The following is a 23,055-nucleotide window of genomic DNA, read 5'->3' as shown; positions in this document are numbered from 1 at the left end:
CCTCCCCCCGCCCCCTCGCCTCCGGGCTGATCGCGCTCGTCGCGACCGGTGCCCTGCTCTTCGGCGCGACCCCGGCCCTCGCCGCGGAGAACCCGCAGAAGCCCCTGTCCTCCTCCGAGGAGGCGCCGACCGGCCTCGCTCCCGCGAGCGAGTCGCCCGAGGCCGCCCAGCAGACCGCCCGCGCGGCCGTCAGCTACTACAACGCCCTCGTCGGCGGCGAGGAGCTGGCCGCCGGACAGCGGATCGTCTCGGGCACGAACGGCTACTCGTTCCGGATGCAGACCGACGGCAACGCGGTGGTCTACGACCCGCAGGGCCGCCCCACCTTCGCGACGAACACCCAGGGCCGCGGCGACCACCTGGTCATGCAGACCGACGGCAACATGGTCGTCTACTCCGCCAAGGGCGGCCCCGTGTGGAGCACGAACACGATCAACGAAGCGGGCGCCTCGGTGATCATGCAGCCCGACGGCAACCTCGTCGTCTACCGCGAGAACGGCTCGCCCGCCTGGGCGAGCAGCGTCCGCCGCGTCATCGCCGAGCCGGTGACCGACACGCTGTTCACGGAGCAGACCCTCCGCCCCGTCCACCAGCTCACCTCCGCCGACGGCCGCTTCAGCGCCGTCATGCAGAACGACGGCAACTTCGTCGGCTACGGCCCCCAGGGCGCCGTCTGGGGCACCGGCACCGGCGGCTCCGGCAACCGCATCACCATGCAGAAGGACGGCAACGCCGTCATCTACGGCTCCGACGGCTCCGTCAAGTGGTTCTCGGGCACGCGCGGCAAGGACCTCCGCCTGGGCATCAACAACGCCGGCTCGCTGATCATCGTGAACCCGTCCGACGACGTGATCTGGACCAGCCAGGCCGCCTTCCCCTCGACCACCCTCTACGCGGCGAACTCGCTCGAGGCGGGCAGCTTCCTCCGCTCCGCGAACGGCGTCTACCGAGCGGTGATGCAGGCGGACGGCAACTTCGTCGTCTACGGCAAGAACGGCCCGATCTGGGCGTCGAAGACCACCCGCGCAGGCGGCTTCTTCGCCCTCGACACCAGCGGGCAGATCGCCGTGGGCACCGAGACGACGAGCGGATGGTCGGTCGTCCCGCCCGCCGCGTCAGTCGGCCCCTACAAGCTCGTCATGCAGGACGACGGCAACCTCGTCGAGTACGACAGCCGCCGCGCGGTCTGGGCCAGCCGCGGCTGACGCCCCTCCGCCACGACGCCCCCTGGTCCCCGGACCGGGGGGCGTCGTCGTCTCCCCCGCCGTGGGACGATTCCCCCGACCCCGCCGCCCTCCCCGACAGGACTCCTGCGATGACGCACCTCCCCTCCGGCCGCTCCCTGACCGCCTCCCTCGCGGCGCTCGCCGCCACGGGCGCGCTCCTGCTGGGCTCGCTGCCCGCCTCCGCGGTCGAGGCCCCGCCCTCGGCGTCCTCCGCCGTCGCCTCCGCCGCGGTCCTCCGTGCCGGCGAGCAGCTCGCGCGCGGCGAGCGCCTGGTGTCCCCCGACGGCGCCTCCTCCCTCGTGATGCAGACCGACGGCAACGCCGTGGTCTACGCCGCCGGCGGCCGTCCCACCTGGGCCTCGGGCACGCAGGGGCGCGGCGACAGCCTGCGGATGCAGGACGACGGCAACCTCGTCGTGTACGCCGCGGACGGGCGCCCGGTCTGGGCGAGCGGCACGGTGGCCGACCCGGGCGGCGAGCTGCGGATGCAGGACGACGGCAATCTCGTGATCTACCGCCGCAGCGGCTCGGCCGCCTGGGCCAGCAGCATCGGCGGCCGGATCGACGAGCCGCGCACCGACACCCTCCGCCGCGGCAGCACCCTCTACGCGGGGAACCGGCTCGCCACTCAGGGAGGCACCACGGCGGTCATGCAGGCGGACGGCAACCTCGTCGTCTACGGACAGGGCGGGGCTCTCTGGGCGAGCGGCACCCGCGGCCGGGGCAACGTACTCCGGATGCAGGACGACGGGAACGCCGTGGTCTACACCGCGGACGGCGCGCCCGTGTGGGCCTCGGACACGTCCGGCGAGCCGGGCGCCACGATGGTCCTCCGCGAGGGCGATCTCCGGATCGCGGACGACTCCGGCGTCCTCTGGAGCAGTGCCGCGCTCGTCGTGCGCGACTCGCTCTCCCCGAGCGGCCTCGTCGTCGCGGGCACGCGGCTGACCTCGGCGAGCGGGCAGTGGCGGGCTGAGATGCAGCGCGACGGCAACTTCGTCGTCTACGGGCCGAACGGCGCGGACTGGGCGACGAACACCTCCTCCGCCTCCGGTGCCGCCTTCTCGATGAGCTCCGAGGGCCGGCTCGACGTGGCCGACTCCCGGATCCTCTGGCTGCGGTTCCCGAGGATCTCCTTCGGCATCGGCCAGAGCGGCGTCGTCGCGCCCTACCGCCTCGTGCTGCAGGACGACGGCCGCCTCGTCGAGTACGACGGCATCGGACGGGCCGTCTGGGCCAGCCGGGGCTGACGCGCGACGCATGATGGAGGGGTGAGCGACCCCGGCGACTTCATCCGCTCGGCCCTGGAGTACGAGGGCGACGTCTGGCGCGCGCAGGACGTGCGCGAGCGCCTGGGAGCAGGGCTCGACTCGACGGGCGCCTCGGTCGGGGCGGTCCGCGGCACCGTCCGCGACGCGCTGAGGAAGTTCCGCTCGCTCGAGCACGACGACGTGACCGCCCTCTCCTCCGAGCTGTGGGAGCCGGCGGTGTTCGAGCCGCGGCTGGCGGCCGTCGTGCTGCTGCAGTCCCGAGCCGAGTGGCTGCGCGGCTCCGACCTCACCCGGCTCGAGGGCTTCGTCCGCGACTCCCGCGTGGACGAGCTGAGCGACCCGCTGGCCCGCGACGTCGTCGCTCCGCTCCTGGCAGGGCTGCTTGGTGCGGCGCGGACCCGGGCGGACGCGGTCCTCGACCGCTGGGAGGCGGAGGGCGGGCGCCTGGCGCGCGCGGCCGCCCTGGCACGGGCCTCGGTCCCGACGGAGCACGGCTGAACGGCCGCTCGGACCGACCGCCCCGCGGAGCCGGACGCCTGCTCAGGCGGCCCGGTACTCCTGAGCCGCCGTGCCGTCCGCCACCCGGATCCGCGTGTCGAACTCCAGGCCCGGATCGACCCGGTGCGCGATCAGGACCACCGTCCGCCCCTCGGCGGCGCGGAGCAGATCCCCGAGCAGGGCGTCGGCCACGGGAGCGTCCACCGACGCCGTCGGCTCGTCCAGCACCAGGACGCGGAAATCGGCCAGGAGTGCGCGTGCGAGGGCGATCCGCTGAGCCTGACCGCCCGAGACGAGCGAGCCCCGCTCCCCCACCCGCGCGTCGAGCCCGCCGCGTGCAGCGACCCAGGGCCCGAGCCCGACCCGCTCGAGCACCGCCTCGAGCACGGCGCCATCGGCCTCGGGCCGCGCGAAGAGGAGGTTCTGCCGGATCGTGTCGTCGAAGAGGTACGGCTGCTGCTCCACGAGCCCGACCCGCTTCCGCACCTCCGCCTGCGGCAGCGTGCGCGCCTCGACTCCGCCCAGGAGGTAGCTGCCGGAGTGGTCGAGGAAGCGCACCAGAGCGTGCGCGAGCGTGGTCTTCCCGGACCCGCTGCCGCCGGTGACGAGGACGCGCGCACCCTCCGGCAGGTCGAGCGAGACGCCCCGCAGCGCGGGCGTGTGCGCGCCGGGCCAGCTCACCGACAGGTCGCGCAGGACGATGCCGGCGCCCCGGGGAGCCGGGGCATCCGGGTCCACGTCCGCGTCGGTCGCGAGCGCCGGCGACGCCGCCTCGGCGTCCAGATCGGCCAGGCGCTGAGCGCTCGAGAGCGCGGTGCGCGCCGCCTGCACGGCGAGCGGCGCGGCGGCGGCGACCTCGAAGACCGCGAGCGGCACGAGCGCGACGACTCCCAGCGCCGGACCGCCGAGGTCGCCGATCGCCGGGATCCCGAGCGCGAGGCCCGCCCAGACCGCACCGCCCGAGCAGAGGGCGAGGACGGCCGCGGCCAGTCCGGCGGAGGCCGCCCGCCGACGCGCCGCCCGGGCGAGCGACTCCTCCGCGCGTGCCACGTCCGCCAGAGCGTCACCCGCCGCATCGAAGGCGATGAGCACGTCGAGGCGGGTGACCAGCAGGTTGAGGCGCTCGGCGAGCTCCCCGCGCAGCGGCGCCAGCTCGCGATCCGCCTGCGCGGAGAGCCGGCCGGCGCCCAGGGCCCCACCGGCGAAGGCGAGGACCAGCAGCGCCAGCAGCACGGCGCCCATCGCCGGCAGCAGCAGCCAGACGCCGACCACCGAGACCGCAGCGACCAGCGCCGCGACGACCAGCGGCTGCACGACGCGCAGCGGCACGTCCTGCTGGGCGTCGACGTCCGCCACCACCCGGGAGACCAGGTCGCCACGGCGAACGCGGCCCAGCCCGTCCGGCGCGACCGGCACCAGGCGCTCGTAGACGCCCGCCCGGAGCTCCGCGAGCGCGCGGAAGGCGGCGTCGTGGCCGGTCAGCCGCTCGAGGTAGCGGAAGAAGGCCCGCGCCAGCGCGAAGGCCCGCACGCCCACGACGGCCATGGAGAGGAACAGGATCGGCGGCTGCTCGGCCGCGCGGACGATCAGCCAGGCGGAGCAGGCCAGCAGCGCCACGACGGCGGAGGAGGAGAGCAGCCCGAAGGACAGACCCGGCAGGAAGCGGCGCGGCCTGGGCATCGCGGCGCGGAGGACGTCGGAGCGGTTCACCTCGCGACCGCCTCCGCCGGCGCCAAGGCGATCACGGCGTCGGCCGCCGCGACGGTCGCGGGCCGGTGGCTGGCGACGACGACGATCGTCCCGCTCTCCGCCAGCGACCTGAGTCCGGCGAGCAGCGCCCGCTCGGACTCGTCGTCGAGGGCGGCGGTCGGCTCGTCCAGGGCCAGCACCGCGCACCCGCGCTCGAGCAGGCGGTGCACAGCGCGGGCGACGGCGACACGGGCGCTCTGCCCGCCCGAGAGGCCCGTCCCCTCGGCGTCGAGCCGGCGCTCGGGGTCCACGTCGACGGCGGCGATCGCCAGGGCCCGCCGCACGCGCTCGGGGTCCGGCGCGAGTGCTCCGAGCCCGACGGCGGAGGCGACGCTCCCCGGGAGAAGGTCGGGCCGCTGGCCCGCCCAGGCGAGCGTCGACCGCAGATCCGCGACCGGCGACCCGCCGAGCAGCAGCGTGCCCGAGAAGGGCACGAAGCCCGCGAGCGCGGCGATCAGCGTCGACTTCCCGGACCCGCTGGGCCCGGTCACCACGGTGATCGACCCGACGGGGAGCACCGCGTCGACAGGAGCGAGCGTCCGCCCGCGTCCGTCGTCGACCGCGAGACCCCGCAGCTCGAGCGCCCCCGTCGCCGCCGGGGCCTTCCCGCGAGCGGGCAGGGCCGCCGCGCGCTCGAGGACGGCGAAGGCGCGGTCCGCCGCCTGCACCCCGTCCGCCGCCGCATGGAACTCGGCACCGACCTGGCGCACCGGCAGGAACACGTCCGGCGCCAGCACCAGGACGAACAGCCCGACGGCCAGCCCCAGCGAGCCGTCGACGAGCCGCAGCCCGATCGAGACGGCGACCAGCGCGACCGAGAGCGAGCCGGCGAGCTCCAGCACGAAGCCGCTGACGAAGGTCACCCGCAGCACCTTCATCGTGTGCACGCGGTAGTCCTCGGTCAGCGCGCGGATCCGCGTCGCCTGCCGCTCGGCCCGCCCGAAGATCTTGAGTGTTGCGAGGCCGCCGACGGTGTCGACGAAGCCGGACGCGAGCGCCTGCAGCCGCTCCCACTGCCGCGCCTGCACGGCCTGGGTCGCCCAGCCGATCAGCACCATGAACACCGGGATGAGCGGCAGGGTCACCACCAGGAACACCGCGCTGAGCGGATCGGCGAGGAAGACCACGAGCGTCAGGAGCGGCGTCGCCACCGCGGTGGCGATCAGCTGCGGGAGGTAGCGGGCGAAGTAGCCGTCGAGGGAGTCCAGTCCGCCGCCCAGCAGCGCGACGACCCCGCCCGAGCCCCCATCGGAGCGGCCCGCCGGGCCGAGCTCGACCAGTGCGGCGAGGACCGCCTGCCGCAGCTGCGCCTTCGCTCCTGCTCCTCCGCGCACCGCGTTCACCTCGGTCGCCCAGGCGAGAGCCGCCCGCGCCGCGACGACCGCGAGCAGGGCGGCCAGCAGCGGCGCGAGATCGTCGGCGCTCCTCCCGTCGACCGCACCGGCCACCAGCTGCGCCACGAGCCACGCGAAGGCGACGATCGCCAGGGTCCTCGCCAGCGCGAGCACCCCGCCGAGCAGGAGGAACACGCGGGCCGCCCGGGCGTAGCGGAGCAGGCGCGGATCGAGGGGCTTCACGTCAGTGGGCGTCGACCGGGATGTGCGCGCGGCTGATGCGCTTGCGGAAGATCCAGTAGGTCCAGGCCTGGTAGCCGACGATGAGCGGCACGAACACCAGGGCGGTCCAACTCATGACCGCCAGCGTATAGGGCGTGCTGGAGGCGTTCTCGATCGTCAGCCCGTAGGCGGGGACGTTCGAGGCCGGCATCACCGCGGGGAACAGCGTCGCGAAGAGGGCGAGCACGGCGAGCGCGATGGTGCCGGCCAGCAGCGCGAAGGCGCGTCCCTCCCGGCCTCGCGTGATCGCGAGCCAGCCGCCGACGAGGGTCGCGGCTGCGCCCGCCGAGAGCGCCCAGGAGGCGGTGCTCCCCTGGCCGAGGTTGGTCCAGGCCAGGAAGACCGCGGCGACGACCACGGTGAGCAGCCCCGCGCGGGTCGCCAGGCGGCGCGCACGCTCGCGGATCCCCCCCTCCGTCTTCAGGGCGACGAAGACGACTCCGTGCGTGAAGAAGAGCAGGAGGGTCGTCGCTCCGCCCAGGAGCGCGTAGGGGTTCAGCAGGTCCAGGACGGTGCCGGTGAAGTTGTGGTCGGCGTCCATCGGGACGCCCTGCACGATGTTCGCGAAGGCCACGCCCCAGAGGAAGGCGGGCACCGCGGAGCCGACGACGATCATCGTGTCGAAGCGCCGCTTCCACTGCGCCTCCGGACGCTGGTGCCGGTACTCGAACGAGACGCCGCGGGCGATCAGCGCGAGCAGGATGAGCAGAAGCGGCAGGTAGAACCCGCTGAAGAGCGTGGCGTACCACTCCGGGAACGCGGCGAACAGGGCGGCGCCGGCGACGATCACCCACGTCTCGTTCAGGTCCCACACCGGACCGATCGTGTTGATCAGCACGCGGCGGTCGGTGTCGTCGCGCCCGAGGAACGGGAGCGACATGCCGACGCCGAAGTCGAACCCGTCGAGGACGAAGTAGCCGATGAAGAAGAACGCGACGATCCAGAACCAGAGAACGGCGAGATCCATGAGGGGTGCCTCCTAGTAGACGGTGCCGACGAGCTGCGGGCGACCGCTCTCCTCGTCGACCTCGGGAGCGTCGTCGGGGCCGGCCTGCGCGGCCCGCTTGATCAGGCGGAACTCGACCACGGCGAGCGTGCCGTAGATCGCGGTGAAGGCGAGCAGCGAGATCAGGACCTCGAGGCCGCTCACTCCGGGCGAGACTCCGTCGGCGGTCTTCAGCAGTCCGAACACGAGCCACGGCTGGCGGCCCATCTCGGTGAAGACCCAGCCCACGATCATCGCCATCAGCGGCAGCGGGGCGGCCCAGATCGCGACCTTCCACATCCACTGCTTCGGCTCGCGGCCCTTCCGGGTGAACCAGAGGCCGGCCGCGGCGATGCCGATGGCCAGGACGCCGAGGGCCATCATCCAGCGGAACGACCAGTAGGTGACCCAGATGATCGGCGTGTAGTCGCCGGGTCCGTAGACCTGGGTGTACTGCGCCTGGAGGTCGTTGATGCCTTCGACCGTGCCGGTGAAGGTGTGCGTCGAGAGGAAGGAGAGCAGGTAGGGGATGCGGATCGAGAACAGCTCGCTCGAGCCGTCCGGCGTGCCCCAGGTGAAGACGGAGAAGGAGGCGTCGACGCCCGTGGAGGTCCTGTAGAGCGCCTCCGCGGCCGCCATCTTCATCGGCTGCGTGTCGACCATCGCGAGGCCGAGCGAGTCGCCGGTGAACAGGGTCAGGCCGCCGCTGACGAGCATCATCCAGGCGCCGAACCTCAGCGCGGGGCGCATGGTCTCGAGGTGCTGGTTCCGCGAGAGGTGGTAGGCCGCGACGCTGATGATGACGGCGGCCGAGACCATGAAGCAGGCGAAGATCGTGTGCGGGAACGCGGCGAGAGCGACCTTGTTGGTGAGGAGTGCCCAGATGTCGGTGAGCTCCGCGCGGCCCTTGGTCTCGTTGATGCGGAAGCCGACCGGGTTCTGCATGAACGCGTTCGCGGCGATGATGAAGTAGGCCGAGAGCGTGGTGCCCAGCGTGGTCAGCCAGATGGTGGCCAGGTGCAGCTTCTCGGGCAGCTTGTCCCAGCCGAAGATCCAGAGGCCGATGAAGGTCGCCTCGAGGAAGAAGGCGAGCAGGCCCTCGAACGCCAGCGGCGCCCCGAAGACGTCGCCGACGAAGCGGGAGTAGTCGCTCCAGTTCATCCCGAACTGGAACTCCTGGACGATCCCGGTCACGACGCCCATCGCGAAGTTGATCAGGAAGAGCTTCCCGAAGAACTTCGTCAGCTGCAGGTAGTGCACCTTCCCGGTGCGCACCCAGCAGGTCTGGAAGATCGCGACGGTGAGCGCCATGCCGATCGTGAGCGGCACGAACAGGAAGTGGTAGATCGTCGTCAGACCGAACTGCCATCTCGACAGCAGGAGCGGGTCCAGGAGTTCGTTCACAGCTCCGAGAGTAGGTCGGCGGAAGGGGTCCGACGGCCTTCGATCCCAGTACTGGGGCGGATGTGCGGCCTTCCGCGAGCTCCTGGCGGCACCCTTTCCGGGGTGGCCCCGGACGCCCCTCCGAGCGCTCCCGCCGACCGGTCGCTCGACGTCGAGACAGTCCCTCTCGACGTCGAGGGAGTCCACCGCGCGGCGACTGCCGAGCGGGGCTCGCCTCCGTCGGACGCGCCGCCGCCGGCCTCTCGACGCCGAGCGATCAGGCGGGCGACGGAGCGCTGAGCCTTCCTCTCACGGGCCTTCAGCGGATTCCCAGGCGCACATCCGCGAGATCGGCTCTGGGTATCCGTTCACCGCGCGACGCATCGACGGACTCGCCCGGTGAAGAGACTCCCGGGGCCGATGCCGAGGCGCCGTCGGCGGGCGCCCCGCGGTCAGCCGGCGTCGACGCGCGAGCGGGAGCCGGAGAACCAGGCGGGCGCCTGGAAGCCGTACTTCAGCACGGGCAGGTCGCGGGTGAGGCGCCAGTAGCCCAGCGCCGCCGCGACGCCGATCCCGCAGACCAGGAGCGGCACGACCGGCCCGATGACGTCGAGCCAGCGCTCTCCGTCGAAGAGCAGCAGGGTGCTCGTGGCGAGCGAGACGAAGAGGACGTGCACCACGTACACCGGGAGCGTGTTGCGGCCGATGAAGGTGATCCAGCCCGCGCCGCGCCGGTTCGAGAGGAAGCGGGCGACCACGAGCCCGGCGAGGACCGCCAGCACGCTCACCAGGACCAGCCCGATCGTCAGCAGCGGGAAGCGGGCGCGGACGGCGAGGATCACGCCGGCGAGCACGAGGAACAGCACGCCGAAGCCGACTCCGCTGAGGATCCCGCGGCGCTCCACGAACGCGATCACCGCGTTCCGCAGGTAGAGGCCGAGCAGGAAGAACATCAGGTAGCGGGCCATGCCGTCCCAGGCGATGTTCCCGGTGCCCTCGGAGGTGCTGGAGCGGACGGCGTACCAGACCACGGCGATCGCGGTCGCGATGCCGATCTGCACCCGCCAGTCGATCCGGCCCTGCGCGAGCTTGGCGGCCACGAAGAAGATCGTGAGCGCGTAGAGGAACCAGAGCCCGTTGTGCGGCATCACCGGCTGGAGGAGCAGCGCGAGCGGGTCGGACTCGTCGGTGCCGCCCGGGTTGGGCACCACCAGGAAGAAGAGGAACCGCACCACGGACCAGAGCAGGAAGGCCCAGACCAGCAGGCTCAGCCGCGAACGCCAGAGCTCCGGCCACGACCGGGTGAGCACGGAGCCGGCGAACAGCCCCGAGGCGAGGAAGAACAGCGGCATCCGGAAGGTGATGAGGAGGAGGTTGATCTCGTTCCACGAGTCGGGGGCGATCCCGGCCGTCGTGGTCCACTGCACGGAGTGGGCCAGGGCGACCAGGATGATCGCGATGCCCTTCGCCGTGTCCACCCAGGTGATGCGTGCGCGTGCCATGAGTCCTCGTCGTGATCGTCCATCGGAAGTCGGCCGGCGGCGACGATGGCGATGGCGATGTGCAAGTGTCGCACGGCTGTGCATCCTCTGTGATGTTCTGCGCGTATTCGATCACGGCGATCCGGTGACGGAGAGACGGCCACCGGGTGCGCGGGTCCTCGGACGGCCTCCTCGTGGACGACGCGCCCCCGCCGATGCCCGAGGATCGAGCCATGACTCGAGCGACGCCCTCCGGCTCCGCCCCCGGCCCCCGCCGCATCCGCCTCCGCCTCCTGGTCGCGCTGCTGGTGCTCGCGCTGGTCCTCGCCGGCGCGGGCATCGCCCTCTCGCTCGCCTCGCGGAGCGGAGGCGCGGGCGCTCCGGCCGCGAGCTCCCCCGACCCCGGCCCGACCTCCTCCGTCGACATGGCCGAGCGCGTCGCCGGTCTCGAGAAGCGCTTCGCCGCCGGGTTCCCGCAGCACAGCATCGTCCTCACGGGCAGCTCCACGATCGGCCGCTGGACGACCTCCAAGGAGGACCTGCGTCCGCTCGAGACCTACAACATCGGGATCGGCGGCACGACCGTCGCCGATCACCTCGCGTGGCTGGACCGCATGGTCGTCCCCTTCGATCCCCGCGCCGTGATCGTGTACGTGGGAGCGAACGACATCAGCGGCGAGGAGGGCTCGCGCACCGGCGCCCAGACCGCCGGCGCCGTCGTCGAGTACCTCCAGCGCGTGGAGGAGGTCGCCCCCGACGCCGAGCTGTTCTACGTCGAGATCGCGGAGACGCCCGCCCGCGCCTCCGTCGGCGCCGAGGTCCGCGCCGCCAACACCGCGGTCAGCGCCTACGCCGAGACGGACGACCGCGTCACCTTCGTCCCCACCGCCGACGCGCTCGTCACCTCCGACGGCTCTGTCGACCCCTCCCTCTTCGTCGACGACGGCCTGCACTTCGACGAGGCCGGCTACGCCCGGTTCTCGGAGGCGGTCCGCGCGGTGGTCCTGCCCGCTCTGGAGTGAACCGGCGGGCCGACGCACTGCAGCCCCGCTCGACGTGAGCGGCCCGGGGACACCGCGCCCGGAGCCCCCAGTGTTGACCCTGAAGGGGGACACGGCCCCTCCGTCGCGCGCGCCTATCCTGGCCCCGCGTCATCGCCGACAGCGCCCTCTGCACCGCCGCAGACCGCCGCTCGCTCAGCAGCGCCGACCGTCTCGGAGTCACCGATGCCCCGCTCGAGGATCCGCCCCCGTGGTCTCGCCCTGCTCACCGTCCTGGCGATCACGGCCGCCGCGCTCGTCGCCGGGCCCGCGGGTCCGGCGTCCGCCGCTCCCGTCGTGCCCGCCGGCTTCACCGACTCGCGGGTGGCGGCCGTCCCCGCGCCGACCGCCCTCGCCTTCACGACCGACGGACGCACCCTCGTCTCCTCGCAGACCGGCGCGATCCGGGTGATCCGCGCCGGCGGCCTGGTCGCCACCCCGGCCCTCGACCTGCGCTCGAAGGTCTGCGCCAACGGCGAGCGCGGCGTGCTCGGCCTCGCGGTCGACCCGGCACCGGGCTCGCGCACCGTCGTCGTCTACTACACCGCGAAGGGCTCCGACTCCTCCTGCCCGACCAACGCCGGCGGCACGGTGAACCCCGCGGGAGCCCCGCGCAACCGCGTCTCCTCGTTCCAGCTCGGCACCGACGACCGCATCGACCCGGCCTCCGAGCGCGTCCTCCTCGACGGCATCTACTCCCCCGCGAGCAACCACAACGGCGGCGACCTCGCCATCGGCAAGGACGGCCTGCTCTACGTCAGCGTCGGCGACGGCGGCTGCGACTACCGCGGCGGAGTCGGCTCGCCGGGCGGCAGCGGCTGCGGCGGCCGGAACGACGCCGCCCGCGACCCGAACATCCTGAACGGCAAGATCCTCCGGATCACCCTCACCGGCGGCGTCCCGGCCGGCAACCCCTACCTGGGCACCGGGACCGCCTCCTGCCGGCTCGCCCCGGCCGCCGCGGGCGTGCGCTGCCGCGAGACGTTCGCGAGCGGCCTGCGCAATCCGTTCCGGATGGCCTTCGACCCGAACGCGACCGGCACCGTCTTCCGCATCAACGACGTGGGCCAGGACGCCTGGGAGGAGATCGACCAGGGCGTCGCCGGCGCCGACTACGGCTGGAACACCCGTGAGGGCCACTGCGCGAAGACCGGCTCGGCCTCGAACTGCGGAGCCGCGGCGCCCGCCGGTCTCACCGACCCGGTCCACGACTACGCGCACAGCAGCGGCTGCGCCTCGATCACGGGCGGCGCCTACGTCCCCCGCGGCGTCTGGCCGGCCGCCTACGACGGCGCGTACCTCTTCGGCGACTACGTGTGCGGGAAGATCCGGACCCTCGGCCGCACCGGCGCGGCCGGCGACCTCGTGACCGGCCTCGGCGGCAGCAGCGCCGTCGCCATGGCCTTCGGTCCCTCGCGCGGGACCCAGGACCTCTTCTACACCAGCTACGCGAACGGCGGCGAGGTCCGGCGCCTCGCCTACACTGCCGCGGCGAACCGCGCCCCGACCGCGACCCTCACCGCCGCCCCCTCCTCCGGCGCGGCTCCTCTCGCCGCGCGGCTGAACGGCTCGGGCAGCAGCGACCCGGAGGGCGGTGCCCTGACCTACCTGTGGTCGTTCGGCGACGGCACCCCCGACCGCATCACGACCGGCCCGACCTTCACCCACAGCTACGCCGCCGGCAGCTGGACCGCGTCCCTCCGCGTCCGCGATCCGAAGGGAGCCGTCTCCGCCCCCGCGACGACGAGGATCACCTCGGGCGACAGTGCCCCGACGGTGAGCATCACCGCACCCGCCGACGGAGGGGTGTTCGTCACCGGCCGGAGCTACGGCCTCCGCGCCACGGCGACCGACGCCGAGGACGGCGCCCTGCCCGCCTCGGCGCTCACCTGGACCGTCCAGCGCCGCCACGCTCAGCACACGCATCCCTTCCTCGGGCCGCTGACGGGGAACGACCTCTCCTTCGTCGCCCCCGGCCCGGAGGACCTCGCCGCCGCCGCCGACAGCGACCTCCTGATCAGCGTCACGGCGACGGACTCGAGCGGAGTGTCGACGACGGCGACGCGGACGTTCTTCCCGCAGAAGGTCTCCGTCACCCTGGCCACCGCTCCCGCCGGCCGGACGGTCGTCGTCAACGGCACCGAGGTCGCCGGAGGCACGACCGTCGTCTCGTGGGCGGGCTCGGCCCTCCAGCTGGAGGTCCCGGACCAGACCGACGCGTCGGGCACGGCCTACCGGTTCTCGTCCTGGTCGGACGGCGGCGCCGCCTCGCACAGCGTCGTCACTCCCGGGAGCAGCACCACGCTGACGGCGACCCTCGTCGCCGCCGGACTCCCCGGCGCGCCGACCGCGGTCACCGCCACGGCGGGCTCGGACGGCACGGCGACGCTCGCGTGGTCGCCCCCCGCGGGGACCGGTGGCTCGGCGGTCACCGGCTACCGGGTGTCGCGCGACGGGTCCGACACGAGCGGAGCCGGAGCCTGGAGCGCCGTGGTCGCCGCGACCAAGCGCTCGCAGACCTTCACGAAGCTGGTCCCGGGCCGCAGCTACACCCTCTCGGTGCAGGCGGTCACGGCGAACGGCACCGGCCCGGCGGCCTCCGCGCTCGTCGCCGTCCCCTGACCGCCCGGCGTCCACCGGCCTCCCGGGCGCAGCCCTGCCGCCGCCCAGCCGTGCGCCCCTACGATCGAGCCATGCCGAGCATCCGGAGCCGCCGTCGGCCCCAGCCCCCGATCGAGTCCCCGGCGGGCGGGGGCGCCCGGTGAACGACACCCTCACCGGGATCCTGGACTTCGTCGTCAGCGTCCCCCCGGTCTGGCGGACGCTCCTCGCCGGACTCGCGATCTTCTTCGAGACCACGATCCTGGCGGGCCTCGTCGTCCCCGGCGACACGATCGTGATCGTCAGCGCGACCGGCGTGACCAGCCCGCTGCAGTTCGCGGCGCTGGCCGTCACGGTCGTCATCGGCGCCCTCTGCGGCGAGTCCGTCGGCTTCTACCTCGGCCGCTGGTTCGGGCCGCGGATCCGCGCGTCGCGCCTGGGACGCCGGCTCGGCGAGAAGAACTGGCTGAAGGCCGAGCGCTACCTCGCGCGGCGCGGCGGGTTCGCCGTGTTCCTCTCGCGATTCCTGCCGGTGCTGCACTCGCTGATCCCGCTGACGGTGGGGATGAGCGGGATGCGCTACCGGACCTTCATGGCCTGGACGATCCCGGCGTGCGTGCTCTGGTCGTCCGCCTACGTCGGCGTCGGCGCGGCCGCGGCCGGCAGCTACCGGGAGCTCTCGGAGAGCCTGCACGGCGCCGGCTACGTCTTCGTGGGCGTCATCGTCGTCTTCGCCCTGCTCGTGCTCCTCGGGAAGAAGCTCCTGAACAGAGCGGAGGCGCGTCACCTCGACGAGTGACGCGCCTCCGGGCGTGGATCCGGGGAGGATCAGTCGACGAGACCCGCCGACTTCAGCCACTCGCCCGCGATCGCGGACGCGGACTTCTGCTCGTTGACGCTCTCGGAGTTGAGGGCGACGAGGTCGTCCGCCGTGAGCTTCGCGCTGACCGCGTTCAGCACCTCGGCCGCGTCGTCCGTGATCTTGCTCGAGACGATCGGCACGACGTTGTCGGCCACGAACAGTCCGTCCGGGTCCTCGAGAGCGACGAGGTCGTTCTTCTGGATGTTCGGGTCGGCCGTGTAGACGTTCGCCAGCTGGATCTGGTCGCTGGTGAGCGCGTCGACGGTGGTCGATCCGCCGCTGTCCTCGATCGCCTGGAAGGTGGTCGTGATGCCGTACTTCGACTGCAGGGTGTCGGGCCCGTAGGGCCGCGTCTGCAGCTCGGAGTTGCCGCCGACCACGATCGGGTCGGTGACGTTCTTGAGCGACGCGATGTCGGTCAGGTCCCACTTGTCGGCGAAGGCCTGGGTGACGGTGTACGAGTTCTGGTCGCTGGCCTCGGCGGCGTCGAGGGCGCGGAGGCCGTCGGGCAGCGCGTCGCCGAGCGCGGAGTACACGTCGTCGGCGGTGGTGGCCGTCGCGTCGGGCTCGAGCGCCTGCAGGAGGCTGCCGTCGTACTCCGGGAAGACGTCGATGGATCCGCTCTCGATCTCGGGCAGGTAGATCTCGCGCTGGCCGATGCGCAGCTGGCGGTCGACGGTGAAGCCGTCGTTCTCCAGCGCCTGCGCGTAGATCTCGGCGAGGATCTCGTTCGAGTAGTAGTCCTGCGAGCCGACCACGATGGTCTCGCTGCCCGCAGTCGCACCCGATCCCTCATCGAGCGGATCGCTCGAGGAACACCCTGCCAGTGCCACGACGGCACCGACCGCGAGTGCGCTGAGCGCGACACGGCCCTTCGTGAAATGTGCTGTGAACATTGCTATTTCCCTTCTTCGATGGGGATTCCCATCACCGCGCGTCGTCGGGGCGACGAGGCGCGGGAACCTGTGCGGCCGGCGGTGCCGGCCAGGCCGAGCACGACTCCGCGCGGCACGGCGAGCCGCTGGAGGAGGGCGAACAGGACCTCGCTGAGGAGCGTCAGCACGATCACCAGGATCGAGCCGGCGAGCATCTGCGGGTAGTCCCCCGACTTCACTCCGCGGAAGATGTACTGCCCGAGGCCGCCGGCGCCGATGTAGTCGGCGAGCGTGGCGGTCGCGATGATCTGCAGCGCCGCCGAGCGGAGCCCGCCGATCAGCAGCGGCAGCCCCAGCGGGATCTCGACCTTCGTCAGGATCTGCCACTCGGTCATGCCCATCGAGCGCGCCGCGTCGACCGTGCGGCGGTCGACCGCCTCGAGCCCGGAGTACGCGCCGGCGAGCACCGACGGGATCGCGAGCACGACGAGGGCGATCACCGGAGCGCCGAGGCCGAGCCCCAGGCTCATCGCCGCGAGGACGAGCACGCCCAGCGTCGGCAGGGCGCGCAGGCCGCCTGCGACCGGCACGGCGATGCCCTTGCCGCGCCCGGTGTGCCCGATCAGGTAGCCGATCGGGATCGCGATAGCGGCCGCGATCACGAGCACCAGCAGGCTGATGCCGACGTGCTGGGCGACACGGGTCGGGATCGCGTAGACCCCGGTCCAGTGCGCGGGGTCGGCGATCCAGGCGAAGGCCTCGGCGATGAGGTTCACGACGTCACCGCCCTCTCGACCGCGACCGGTCTGCGCGAGCGGCGCGTGCGGTCCAGAGCCGTCCAGGGCATGAGGAGACGGCCGATCAGCACCAGCAGTCCGTCGAGCACCAGCGCGAGGACGATCGTGAGGACGATGCCCGTGACGATCTCACCGGTGATGCCGCGCTGGAAGCCGTCGGTGAAGAGCAGGCCGAGGCTCTGGATCCCGAGCACCGCGCCGACCGTCACCAGGCTGACCGTGCTGACCGTGACCACGCGCAGGCCCGAGAGCAGGACCGGGCCGGCCAGCGGGAACTCGACCCGCCAGAAGCGCGCCCAGCCGGAGTAGCCCATCGCGGTCGCCGACTGGCGGACGTCGTCCGACACCGCGCCCAGTGCGTCCGAGGTGGTGCGGACCATCAGCGCGACGCCGTAGAGGGTGAGGCCCGTGATCACGTTGGCGGTCGAGCGGAGCGGGATGCCCAGCAGGACCGGCAGCAGGATGAACATGGCCAGCGAGGGGATGGCGTAGAGCACGCCGAGCCCTGTCAGCAGGGTGCCGCGGCTCCAGCGGTAGCGGTTCGCGAACCAGCCGAACGGCAGCGAGACGAGGAAGCTGAGCAGGATCGGCGGGACCGACAGGGCCAGGTGCGCCAGCAGGTTCGCGACGATCGCGTCCGTGTTGTTGACGACCCAGTTCACGCGGCGGGGCCGTCCTGCGCGCGCAGCACTCCGGTCGGACGCCCGTCGCCGTCGACCACGATGCGGGCGCCGTCGCGCTCCTCGATCCGGAGCGAGCGCTTGCCGCGGTCCGCACCGACGAAGCCGGCGACGAACTCGCTCGCGGGGTTCGCCAGGATCTCGGCGGGCGAGCCCTTCTGCGCGATCCGGCCGCCCTTCTCGAGGATGACGACCTGGTCGCCGAGCAGGAACGCCTCGTCGATGTCGTGGGTGACGAAGACCACGGTCTTGTCGAGCTCGTCCTGGAGTCGCAGGGTCTCGCGCTGCAGGTCGGCGCGCACGAGAGGGTCGACCGCGCCGAACGGCTCGTCCATCAGCAGGATGTTCGGGTCGACCGCGAGGCCGCGCGCCACGCCGACGCGCTGCTGCTGGCCGCCGGAGAGCTGGCTGGGGTACCGGGCGGCGAGCGCACGGTCCAGTCCGACCGTGTCCATCAGCTCGAGCGCGCGGGCGTGCGCTTGCTTCTTGGCGACCCCGTTCAGCCGCGGCACGGTCGCGATGTTGTCGATGACCTTGCGGTGCGGCAGGAGGCCGGAGTTCTGCATCACGTAGCCGATGCGGCGGCGGAGCGCGACGGCGGGCAGGGACGAGATGTCCTCGCCGTCGATCTCGATGGTGCCGGAGGTCGGCTCGATCATCCGGTTGATCATGCGGAGGATCGTGGTCTTCCCGCAGCCCGAGGAGCCGACGAAGACGGTCGTCTGCCGGGAGGGCAGCACGAGCGAGAAGTCGTCGACCGCCCGCGTGCCGTCCGGGTACTGCTTGCTGACGTTGCGGAACTCGATCACGAGGCCGCCCGCCGTCCGGCGGTGTGCGCGCCGATCTGTCCCTGGTCCACGACTGTGCCCGCTCTCGCTCCGCGCGTCCGGCCGTTGCACGGCCCGCGGCCCCGAACGGGGCCAGGCGGCAAGGAAAACACCAATAGCAGCCGCCTGCCAACCCGGACCGCGAAGTGTTGCGGGATGTTCCGGGAGCGACTAGGGCCTTGACAGTCCTAGCCGGTCAGGACTCCTCGACGGCTCCGTAGTGCGAGGTCATGTAGTGGCGCAGCAGCGAGCGGCTCTCGTCGATGAAGCGCTGGTCGCCGTTGGGGTCGATGAGGAACGCCCGCGTGAGCAGCGCGTCCGCGACCTCGATGGTCACCTCGAGGCGGAAGGACAGCTGCGCGCCGCCCGGGAGGCCGTACTCGGACGCGAGGATCTCGGCGAAGCGGCGGGCGAAGAAGCCGGCCTCGAACGCCTCGCCCGCGACCTCGGGGGCGTGGATCGTGTCGACGAAGCGGATGGAGCGGAAGCCCGGCTCGTTGCGGTGCATCTCGCAGAAGGCGTCGATCGCGCAGTCGACCGCGCCCCACCAGTTGCCCGGGTGGGTGTCGCGGATCTCGGTGATGACGCGGCGGCGGAAGCGCTCGAGGGCCCGCTCGCGCAGCGCCTGGAGGACGGCGATGCGGTCCGGGAAGTAGCGGTAGACCGTGCCGATCGCGGCTCCCGCGCGCTCGGCGACCATCGCCGTGGTCAGGCGGTCGAAGCCGACCTCGTCGACGACGGCGGCCGCCGCGTCGAGCAGCGAGGCGAGACGGGCGGCGCTGCGCACCTGCACCGGCTCGTTGCGGACCTGGGACGATTCACCGAACGGTCGATCGACGAGGTTTCCAAGAGGCACGGCGGGCTCCTTCGGTCGTGGTTCCTACAATCGTACGCACGGCGACCGCCGGTCGGGGTCGTCTCATCGAAAGTCCCTCGTGTTTCGCGCCCCCGGAAGGGCGACGGCTCCGCGGGTCCGATCCACCCGGGAGAAACCATGTGCGGACGCTTCGTCCTCTCGCAGACCACCGCCGACCTGGTGGCGCTCTTCGACATCGACGAGCCGGGCGCCGACCTGCCGGAGCCGTCCTGGAACATCGCGCCGACCCAGCGGATCGCCGTCGTCGCAGAGTCGATGAAGGGGGTCGAGGAGGGCAGCCCGCCGCGGCGCCGGCTCGCCGGAGCCCGCTGGGGCCTGGTGCCCCGCTCCGCCGCCGACCCGTCCGCGGGGCCGCCGCTGTTCAACGCGCGGATCGAGTCCGTCGCCGAGAAGCCGTCGTTCCGCGAGTCCTACGCCTCCCGGCGCGCGATCGTGCCCGCCTCGGGCTGGTACGAGTGGCGGGTCGGCGCGGACGGGGCGAAGGCACCCGTCTACGTCTCGCCGGGCGAGGGCTCGCTCCTCCTGTTCGCCGGTCTCTACGAGTGGTGGCGCTCGGCCCAGCCGGGCTCTCCGTGGCTGCTCTCGGCGACGGTCCTCACCCGCCCCTCCGCCGGGCCGCTCGCCGAGGTGCACGAGCGGATGCCCGTGCTGCTGCAGCCGGAGCTGATCGAGGACTGGCTGGACCCGGCGTCCCCCGGGGACGGCGAGCTGCTGCGCGCGGCCGCCGAGGGCGCGGCCGAGCTGGCCGAGGAGCTCGAGGTGCACGGCGTCGGCGCGGCCGTGGGCTCCGTCTCGGCGAACGGCCCCGAGCTGATCGAGCCCACCGGAGCCTGACGATCGCGTGAGAGCGCGATCCGCGGTCCGGCATCCGGTCTGACAGACTGGGCGGATGCCGCTGACGCCCGAGAGCAAGCCCCTGAGCGCAGGCAAGGCGGAGGTCATGCACCGCGCCGCCCGCCTCGAGGACCGACTCCACTCCTTCCGGATGAGGCGCGTGAAGCGCAAGGGCTACGTCCCGAGGGTCATCCCCTACACCGGCTACGGCTCGACGACGCAGCTGCGCGTCCTGGCCCGCGTCCTCTACACGCGGCCGACCCCTCCCGGGGTCGAGGAGGTCCGCCCCGTCGAGGGCGTGCGCGGCTGGCGGAGCTTCACCAGCGTCTTCGTGAGCGGGGCCGTCGTGACCGTCGAGGCCGACGGGCAGACCCACCGGGTGACGGCCGACCGCGGCGGAGTCGTCGACGCGGACCTCCCGATCACGCTCGAGCCCGGCTGGCACACCATCACCTTCTCGACCGCGGGCTCGAAGCCCGTCGAGGCGCCCGTCTTCATCGTGCGTCCGGAGTCGCGGCTGGGCGTCGTGTCGGACGTGGACGACACAGTGATGGTCACCGCGCTCCCCCGCCCCTTCGTCGCCGCCTGGAACACCTTCGTGCTCGACGAGCACGCCCGGATGCCCACGCCCGGCATGGCGGTCTTCCTCGACCGCTTCGCCCGGCAGTACGAGGGCTCCCCGGTCATCTACCTCTCCACCGGCGCGTGGAACGTCGCCCCGGCGCTCACCCGCTTCCTGTCGCGGCACCTGTACCCGGCCGGAGCGCTCCTCCTGACCGACTGGGGCCCGACGCACGACCGCTGGTTCCGCAGCGGCAAGCAGCACAAGGAGATGAACCTCCGCCGACTCGCGGCCGAGTTCCCGGACGTGCGCTGGCTGCTGGTCGGCGACGACGGGCAGCACGACGAGGAGATCTACTCCGACTTCGCGGACGAGCACCCCGACAAGGTCGCGGCGATCGCGATCCGCCAGCTCTCCACCGGCGAGGCGGTGCTCGCGGGAGGCCGCTCCAAGGCCGAGGACCGCTCCCTGACCAGCGGCACGACCTGGGTCTTCGCGCCCGACGGCGCGGGCATCTCCGAGCAGCTGACGGAGCTCGGCATCCTCTGATCCCGCACCGGCTCCGGGAACGACGGAGCCGTCCGCTCCCCGGGGGGAGGGACGGCTCCGGTCGATCGGCTCGGACTACGCCTGGTGGGCGGCCTGCAGGTCGAGGGTGATGGTGACCTTCTCGCCGATGAGCACGCCACCGGTCTCGAGGGCCGCGTTGTAGGTCAGACCGAAGTCGGTGCGGTCGATGGTGGCCTTGGCGGTGAGGCCGGCCTTGTAGTTGCCGTAGGGGTCGGTGCCGAAGCCGCCGAACTCCACCTCGAAGGTGACGGGCTTGGTGGTGCCCTTGATGGTGAGCTCGCCGTCGACGAGGAAGTCGTCGCCGTTCGGGCGGACGGCGGTCGAGACGAAGTGGATCTCCGGGTACTGCTCGGCCTCGAAGAAGTCGCCGGTGCGGAGGTGGCCGTCGCGGTTGGGCTCGTTGGTGTTGACGGAGGCGACCTCGGCGGTGGCCTCGACCTTGGAGTCGAGCGGGTTCTCGCCGGTGGTGAACGTGGCGGTGAAGCGCTCGAACTTGCCCTTGACCTTGCTGATCATCAGGTGGCGGACGCTGAACGCGACCTCGCTGTGGGTGGGGTCGATGACCCAGGTGCCGGCCTTGTAGCCGGGGATGGTGACGGTGTCGGTCATGGTTTCTCCTCGAGTGTGACGGTCGTCGCGGGGAGAGCGTCCCCGTCCGATGTATGCAAGCGCATCGACGTCGATCAGTATTCCATGTAGCGACAACTATTTCATCCACGTTCCGTCGAAGGATCGGCGGACACCGCGTGAACACGGGGCGCCGCACCCCGGACGGGGGTCGGAGACGCTCCCCGAGCAGTCGTCAGCGGTCGGCGGGAGCCGGGTTGCGGATGCCGAGGAGGGAGACGACGCCGCCGGCGACCAGGAGGGCGGAGGTCGCGACGGCGGCACGGGAGAAGCCCTCGACGTCGAGCGAGTCGCCGACCACGAGCGAGGTCGCGGCGATGGCGACCAGCCCGGCGATGCGCGAGACCGCGTTGTTCACGGCGGAGCCGACTCCGCTGTGCCCGTCCTCGACCGCGCCGAGGATCGTCGAGGTCAGCGGGGCGACCGTCACCGCGAGGCCGAAGCCGAAGAGGAGGATCCCCGGGAGCAGCTGCGTGGCGTAGTCGGCGCCCTCGTCGACGAAGGAGAGCAGGAGGAACCCGGCCGCGGCGATCAGCGGTCCGACGCCCATGAAGAGCCGCGGGCCGAACCGCGCCGACAGCGACCCGGAGACCTGCGAGAGCAGGAGCAGCAGGATCGTCGGCGGGAGCGTCGCGAGTCCGGCCAGGGTCGCCGAGAAGCCCAGGGTCTGCTGCAGGAACAGGCCCAGCGCGAAGAAGCCGAAGGAGAGCGCGCCGTAGACGAACGCCGTCGAGACGTTGCCGACGGTGAAGTTCCGCGACGCGAAGAGCGACAGCGGCAGCATCGGATGCGCCGCGCGTCGCTCCCACACGACGAACGCGACGAGGGCGGCGACTCCCCCGATCAGGGCGGTCAGCACGAGCGGATGCTGGATCCCGAGCCGCTCCTGCTCGATCAGCGCGAACACGGGCCCTCCCAGGCCGATCACCCCGAGCACCGCGCCGACGCCGTCGATCGGCACCCGGGTCCCCGAGTCGACCGCGCCCAGCCTGCGCAGCAGGACCAGCGTCACCGCGATCGGCAGCAGGTTGAGCGCGAAGACGTACCGCCACGAGCCCGCGTCCACCAGCAGGCCGCCGAGCACGGGGCCGGCGATCGTCGCCGTGCCGGTCCAGGCCGTCCACGCGCCGATGGTCCGGGCCTGCGCGGCGCCGTGGACGGTCGCGATGATGAGGGCGAGCGAGCTGGGCACGAGGATCGCGCCGGCGGCGCCCTGGAGCATCCGCGCCACGATGAGGACCTCGGCGGTGGGGGCCAGCGCGCACAGCAGCGAGGTGACACCGAAGCCGATCAGGCCGATGGTCATGCTGCGGGCCCGGCCGATGCGGTCGGCGAGCGAGCCGGCCACGAGGATCAGCGCGCCGAGCGTGATCAGGTACCCGTCGACCACCCACTGCTGCACCGCGAGCCCGCCGCCGAGCTCGCGGGTGATGGCGGGCAGGGCGACGTTGACGACGGTGCCGTCGAGGAAGGCGACGAAGGAGGCGAGGACGGCCACCACGAGCACCGCGCGGCGGCGCGTCTCGGCGGGGTCGGCGGAGGCGGTCATGCTCGGGCTCTGGTCACCCGCTCACCGTACCGGCGGCCGCCGCTCCCGGGGCCGGGAGGGCCCGTGTTCGCGCTGATCGAGCAGGAGCGGCTCGGGATCCAGCATCCGCTCGTGCTGACCGCCCTGATCGGGGGAGTCGCCGCCC

At 72.6% G+C, this 23,055-nt stretch carries 20 protein-coding genes; 8 read left to right on the top strand and 12 right to left on the bottom strand.

Translation table 11 applies throughout. The features are described 5' to 3' along the window. From C5C50_RS14995 to C5C50_RS14985, 3 genes are all read left to right on the top strand, one after another. On the top strand, positions 1-1,205 hold a 1,205-nt coding region (locus C5C50_RS14995; protein WP_104273812.1), incomplete at its 5' end, for a hypothetical protein. A gap of 110 nt (positions 1,206-1,315) precedes the next feature. Beyond that, the gene (locus tag C5C50_RS14990; protein WP_181127824.1) at positions 1,316-2,476 is read left to right on the top strand and encodes a hypothetical protein; all 1,161 of its coding nucleotides are present in this window, start codon (positions 1,316-1,318) and stop codon (positions 2,474-2,476) included. 21 nt (positions 2,477-2,497) lie between these two features. Continuing rightward, positions 2,498-2,995 (top strand): DNA alkylation repair protein, encoded by a 498-nt coding sequence (locus C5C50_RS14985; RefSeq protein WP_104261741.1) that lies wholly within the window; start codon positions 2,498-2,500, stop codon positions 2,993-2,995. A gap of 42 nt (positions 2,996-3,037) precedes the next feature. Here the strand turns inward: C5C50_RS14985 and cydC are convergent, their stop codons facing one another. From cydC to C5C50_RS14960, 5 genes are all read right to left on the bottom strand, one after another. Beyond that, on the bottom strand, positions 3,038-4,705 hold the full coding sequence (cydC, locus tag C5C50_RS14980; RefSeq protein WP_104273811.1) for a thiol reductant ABC exporter subunit CydC: 1,668 nt from the start codon (positions 4,703-4,705) through the stop codon (positions 3,038-3,040). Beyond that, positions 4,702-6,321 (bottom strand): thiol reductant ABC exporter subunit CydD, encoded by a 1,620-nt coding sequence (gene cydD / locus C5C50_RS14975; protein WP_104273810.1) that lies wholly within the window; start codon positions 6,319-6,321, stop codon positions 4,702-4,704. The genes cydC and cydD overlap by 4 nt, the downstream gene beginning before the upstream one ends. A gap of 1 nt (position 6,322) precedes the next feature. Further along, a complete protein-coding gene (gene cydB, locus C5C50_RS14970) occupies positions 6,323-7,327 on the bottom strand; it encodes a cytochrome d ubiquinol oxidase subunit II (protein WP_104273809.1) in 1,005 nt (334 codons plus the stop codon). 12 nt (positions 7,328-7,339) lie between these two features. After that, positions 7,340-8,749 (bottom strand): cytochrome ubiquinol oxidase subunit I, encoded by a 1,410-nt coding sequence (locus tag C5C50_RS14965; RefSeq protein WP_104261744.1) that lies wholly within the window; start codon positions 8,747-8,749, stop codon positions 7,340-7,342. Positions 8,750-9,180: 431 nt separating this feature from the next. After that, positions 9,181-10,230, bottom strand: a complete 1,050-nt coding sequence (locus tag C5C50_RS14960; protein ID WP_181131414.1) for an acyltransferase family protein — start codon at positions 10,228-10,230, stop codon at positions 9,181-9,183. Between the two features lie 212 nt (positions 10,231-10,442). Between C5C50_RS14960 and C5C50_RS14955 the strand changes: the two genes are divergently transcribed. The 3 genes from C5C50_RS14955 to C5C50_RS14945 all read left to right on the top strand — a co-directional run bounded on the left by C5C50_RS14955 (position 10,443) and on the right by C5C50_RS14945 (position 14,649). Further along, positions 10,443-11,231, top strand: a complete 789-nt coding sequence (locus C5C50_RS14955; RefSeq protein ID WP_181065445.1) for a GDSL-type esterase/lipase family protein — start codon at positions 10,443-10,445, stop codon at positions 11,229-11,231. Between the two features lie 204 nt (positions 11,232-11,435). Next, on the top strand, positions 11,436-13,871 hold the full coding sequence (locus C5C50_RS14950; protein WP_104273808.1) for a PQQ-dependent sugar dehydrogenase: 2,436 nt from the start codon (positions 11,436-11,438) through the stop codon (positions 13,869-13,871). 139 nt (positions 13,872-14,010) lie between these two features. Continuing rightward, on the top strand, positions 14,011-14,649 hold the full coding sequence (locus C5C50_RS14945; RefSeq protein WP_104223112.1) for a DedA family protein: 639 nt from the start codon (positions 14,011-14,013) through the stop codon (positions 14,647-14,649). Between the two features lie 29 nt (positions 14,650-14,678). On the opposite strand, the gene C5C50_RS14940 is transcribed toward C5C50_RS14945, so the two are convergent. From C5C50_RS14940 to C5C50_RS14920, 5 genes are all read right to left on the bottom strand, one after another. Next, complete coding sequence (locus C5C50_RS14940) at positions 14,679-15,608, bottom strand: ABC transporter substrate-binding protein (RefSeq protein ID WP_104223111.1); 930 nt, start codon at positions 15,606-15,608, stop codon at positions 14,679-14,681. Between the two features lie 2 nt (positions 15,609-15,610). Next, positions 15,611-16,363, bottom strand: a complete 753-nt coding sequence (locus C5C50_RS14935) for an ABC transporter permease (RefSeq protein WP_104225632.1) — start codon at positions 16,361-16,363, stop codon at positions 15,611-15,613. Continuing rightward, positions 16,360-17,046, bottom strand: coding sequence for an ABC transporter permease (locus tag C5C50_RS14930; protein WP_104223109.1), 687 nt, complete (start codon positions 17,044-17,046; stop codon positions 16,360-16,362). The genes C5C50_RS14935 and C5C50_RS14930 overlap by 4 nt, the downstream gene beginning before the upstream one ends. Then, positions 17,043-17,873 (bottom strand): ABC transporter ATP-binding protein, encoded by an 831-nt coding sequence (locus C5C50_RS14925; protein ID WP_104225631.1) that lies wholly within the window; start codon positions 17,871-17,873, stop codon positions 17,043-17,045. The genes C5C50_RS14930 and C5C50_RS14925 overlap by 4 nt, the downstream gene beginning before the upstream one ends. Before the next feature lie 214 nt (positions 17,874-18,087). Continuing rightward, positions 18,088-18,747 carry a TetR/AcrR family transcriptional regulator gene (locus tag C5C50_RS14920; protein ID WP_104223107.1) on the bottom strand — a complete coding sequence of 220 codons (660 nt, stop codon included), beginning with the start codon at positions 18,745-18,747 and terminating at the stop codon, positions 18,088-18,090. 138 nt (positions 18,748-18,885) lie between these two features. On the opposite strand from C5C50_RS14920, the gene C5C50_RS14915 reads away from it, so the two are divergent. Continuing rightward, positions 18,886-19,602 carry an SOS response-associated peptidase gene (locus C5C50_RS14915; protein ID WP_104246545.1) on the top strand — a complete coding sequence of 239 codons (717 nt, stop codon included), beginning with the start codon at positions 18,886-18,888 and terminating at the stop codon, positions 19,600-19,602. A 55-nt stretch (positions 19,603-19,657) separates the two neighbouring features. Beyond that, on the top strand, positions 19,658-20,713 hold the full coding sequence (locus C5C50_RS14910; protein ID WP_244230626.1) for an App1 family protein: 1,056 nt from the start codon (positions 19,658-19,660) through the stop codon (positions 20,711-20,713). Positions 20,714-20,788: 75 nt separating this feature from the next. Here the strand turns inward: C5C50_RS14910 and C5C50_RS14905 are convergent, their stop codons facing one another. Both C5C50_RS14905 and C5C50_RS14900 read right to left on the bottom strand, forming a co-directional pair. Then, entirely contained in the window at positions 20,789-21,343 is a 555-nt protein-coding gene (locus C5C50_RS14905) for a YceI family protein (RefSeq protein WP_104237910.1), read from the bottom strand. Between the two features lie 193 nt (positions 21,344-21,536). Continuing rightward, positions 21,537-22,910 carry a DHA2 family efflux MFS transporter permease subunit gene (locus tag C5C50_RS14900; RefSeq protein ID WP_104225629.1) on the bottom strand — a complete coding sequence of 458 codons (1,374 nt, stop codon included), beginning with the start codon at positions 22,908-22,910 and terminating at the stop codon, positions 21,537-21,539. Positions 22,911-23,055: the final 145 nt, after the last annotated feature.

Origin of the sequence: Rathayibacter sp. AY1D9 (assembly GCF_002932395.1) — a bacterium.
Taxonomy (GTDB): Bacteria; Actinomycetota; Actinomycetes; order Actinomycetales; family Microbacteriaceae; genus Rathayibacter.
This window is presented reverse-complemented; position numbering and strand designations above follow the sequence as displayed.

What these genes read in the sequence shown, in the direction of transcription:
- C5C50_RS14990 (WP_181127824.1), top strand. Translation starts at nt 1,316, where the DNA reads ATGACGCACCTCCCCTCCGGCCGCTCCCTGACCGCCTCCCTCGCGGCG.
- cydB (WP_104273809.1), bottom strand. Translation starts at nt 7,327, where the DNA reads ATGGATCTCGCCGTTCTCTGGTTCTGGATCGTCGCGTTCTTCTTCATC.
- C5C50_RS14960 (WP_181131414.1), bottom strand. Translation starts at nt 10,230, where the DNA reads ATGGCACGCGCACGCATCACCTGGGTGGACACGGCGAAGGGCATCGCG.
- C5C50_RS14955 (WP_181065445.1), top strand. Translation starts at nt 10,443, where the DNA reads ATGACTCGAGCGACGCCCTCCGGCTCCGCCCCCGGCCCCCGCCGCATC.
- C5C50_RS14950 (WP_104273808.1), top strand. Translation starts at nt 11,436, where the DNA reads ATGCCCCGCTCGAGGATCCGCCCCCGTGGTCTCGCCCTGCTCACCGTC.
- C5C50_RS14940 (WP_104223111.1), bottom strand. Translation starts at nt 15,608, where the DNA reads ATGTTCACAGCACATTTCACGAAGGGCCGTGTCGCGCTCAGCGCACTC.
- C5C50_RS14915 (WP_104246545.1), top strand. Translation starts at nt 18,886, where the DNA reads ATGTGCGGACGCTTCGTCCTCTCGCAGACCACCGCCGACCTGGTGGCG.
- C5C50_RS14910 (WP_244230626.1), top strand. Translation starts at nt 19,658, where the DNA reads ATGCCGCTGACGCCCGAGAGCAAGCCCCTGAGCGCAGGCAAGGCGGAG.
- C5C50_RS14905 (WP_104237910.1), bottom strand. Translation starts at nt 21,343, where the DNA reads ATGACCGACACCGTCACCATCCCCGGCTACAAGGCCGGCACCTGGGTC.
- C5C50_RS14900 (WP_104225629.1), bottom strand. Translation starts at nt 22,910, where the DNA reads ATGACCGCCTCCGCCGACCCCGCCGAGACGCGCCGCCGCGCGGTGCTC.